The sequence below is a fragment of the Steroidobacter sp. genome (genome assembly GCF_016790065.1).
Taxonomy (GTDB): Bacteria; Pseudomonadota; Gammaproteobacteria; order Steroidobacterales; family Steroidobacteraceae; genus Steroidobacter.
Genome location: NZ_JAEUPY010000720.1, coordinates 1 through 2714, shown reverse-complemented (window position 1 = coordinate 2714; position 2714 = coordinate 1). Strand labels below are relative to the sequence as shown.

Here is a 2714-nt window from a genome sequence, read left to right as displayed (position 1 = left end):
ATAGTCCAGACGCTAAAAGTGTTGTTGTTCCTACTCATTAAAACTCCTATCCCTGGATATCAGAAAGCGGCGTGTAGATGACGGTAATTCTTTGCCGCGCGCTGCGGCTACGAATTCTCGAGTCGAGAATCGCGCTGATTCGCAACGCCATCTCCTCATCGACAACGCGCCATTCAATAGCTGTCCCGCTAGCGCTCGTAGCGTCGAGCTGACGGCGTGCCTCTTCAACCAGTTTATCCGCCATCGCCTGCTTCAGCGGCTCAAACCGACACCGATCTCCCAACGGACACTCCTGCGTCCAATGCTTGGCATCCAGCAACACATCCCGTTGCGCATCGTACCCGTCAAAATTAACGCCGTTCACATTGTACTCAACACCATGAGGCGCACCGGTGATGCGGCTTTGATAGCGGTAGGCATCAGTCTCCGGCCGGGAGATGGAGGACCAAACGCCGGGGCCGCCATCGCTGGCCCCGAGAGCGAATCGGCTGGGGCTGCGAGGAGGGTGGTAGGCAACGCGTAGCGTGCAGGTCGCGTTATGCGACCACACGCGTTCGTCGCCGACGAAGTAGCTCGAATCATTGGCGACAGAAAGATTGAAAACCCGCAGCGCGGCGTCGACGCGCTGATTGGAGACGACGAGCGTGTCACCAAAAGCAGTGGCGATCGGCGAGCCGGCGACGATGTCGCGAATGGCGGTCCAGCCGAGGCCTTGCACCCAGAACGGGTGCTCTTCAGTAACAACGAACCGGGAGGCTTCCGTCTCAACGACGTGATAAGCAGCAACATCACGTGCGAAAAGCCGAGTGACACGCTGAGAGCGATCAACGAGCGAAAGCTCATTCCGCGAATCAACCCAATCGCCGACAGCAAGCGATTGAATGGAAACACTGCGCCCACCAACCCAAACCGCGGTATCAGCAGCGAAGCTGGCGCAGCCGAGTTCACGACGGGTGGCATCAGCGGCGGCACGAAGGCCAGCGCGGCCGAAGCGAGCGAGTTTGCTCGCGAGCTTGAGCATGAAAGCCGGGCTGACATAGCTGCCCAGCACACGGCCGCGGTCGTAAGCACCGCACTCGACGAGTTGACTGAGGTCATGACCGAGCGCGGCGCCGATGGTCTGCGCGGTGCCGACGGGGTCGTCCATGAACGCCATCGCCAGCTCGTAAATGCCGCGAGCTGTCTCGACGGGATCGGTGATCGCGGCGACGAGATCGCCGATTTGATCCTGCAGGCCATCCCAGAAACCGCGAACGAACTCATAAGCGTCGGCGGCGAGATCGCGCAGCTCGGCCCACACGCGGCCGAGAGCGGTGGGGTCTTCAGCAGCAGGCGAAGGGTCAGCGGCAGCGACGGTGCAGAGAGGGCCGTCGGTGGAAGGGTTGGAAGCACCGGTTCCGGAGTCAGCGTCAGTTTCCTGATCGGAGCCGGTGTCGGTTTCGCCATCGGAATCGGCACCGGAAGAAGCAGCCGTCGCTTCACCCGAGCCGAAACCGAAGAAGCCTTGGTTCAGGCGGCTGCCACCGGCAGAACCCGGTGAGCTCGAGACCTGGTCGGTCTCCGTCTCAGCGTTATTATTGTTTGCGCCACCACTCGGCGATCCCGAGCCAGCGACGACGCGCTCAACTTCGGGAAGATCGTCACGCGAAACCAGCAGCTCGCTGGAACGCAGCGGACTCTGCATGCGCACAGTCGCCGTCGCGACGATCGGCAACCGCTGTCGGCGCAGCAGTTGTTGATGAAACGCATCGCGTTCGCCGACCAACGACAGCCGCGACAGCAGCCCGTTGACCAGCGGAACCTTTAGCTCGTATCCATACGTAATCTCGACACGAAGCAGATTCGCGTCTTGAACATTGAGCCCGCCGCTGGCGCCGAGCGCCGTATCGAGCACATGCAGCCGATCGTTCGGCAGCTCACGAACACCATCGACCTCGACAGCGAAATCGTCGAACGCTTCCCGCGTCGGATTGAGGATGCGAATGCGCGCATCGGTGAGCAGCTCGCCTTCGAAGCGAGCGACCGATTCAGTAACACCTCGTAGCGATGCATCGGGAGAGCGAAGCGGCGCAAGACCGCGAGCCAGTCCAAGCCGAATGGCTTGAGGCGCAGCGTTTTCAACGGCGCCAGCACGTGCGGCCTGCAAGGCCGCGTGATTCAGCGTCGCCTTGGCTTGATAGACCCAGCCGAACTGAATCGCCGCCAGAATGACGACGATCAGCAGCGGCAATGCAATCGTCGTTTCAACGATTGCAGCACCCCACTGGCGCCAGCCACGGCACTTGGCTCCGGTCACATCCATGTGACGCTCGCTTCCCTGCAAATGTCAGTCGTTAGTCTTTCAAGCTCGGCTGCAACGCTTCATCCGACTCGCGCTTGAGCCGGTCGAAACGCTGCAGGCCTTCACTCACCGCATTGGAACTTGCATCGATGATTTGAGGTGTGACGAGCACGACCAGCTCGGTCTCGCCACGACGAAACTGACGCGACTTGAACAGCTCACCTAGAATCGGCAGCGAGCCGAGCGCAGGCAGCTTGTTCACGGTCTTGGCATCGTCGGCACTGAACAATCCGGCCACCACCATGGGCTCACCGGACTGCACATTCATTTCTGTGTTGGTCTTGCGTGTGGCAAAGCCGGGAATGCCCATCACAGCATTGGCTTTGTCGACGCTGCTGACTTCGACGCCGACCTTGGTGCGAATCAGGCCAGC

Annotated in this window: 1 protein-coding gene and 1 pseudogene; both read right to left on the bottom strand. The window is 60.8% G+C overall.

Going from position 1 to position 2714, the window contains the following annotated elements; translation table 11 throughout:
- Positions 1–46: 46 nt before the first annotated feature.
- Complete coding sequence (locus tag JNL55_RS29390) at positions 47–2302, bottom strand: TadE/TadG family type IV pilus assembly protein (RefSeq protein WP_293863030.1); 2256 nt, start codon at positions 2300–2302, stop codon at positions 47–49.
- Between the two features lie 31 nt (positions 2303–2333).
- Positions 2334–2714: pseudogene (locus JNL55_RS29385) on the bottom strand (type II and III secretion system protein); the annotation flags it as partial.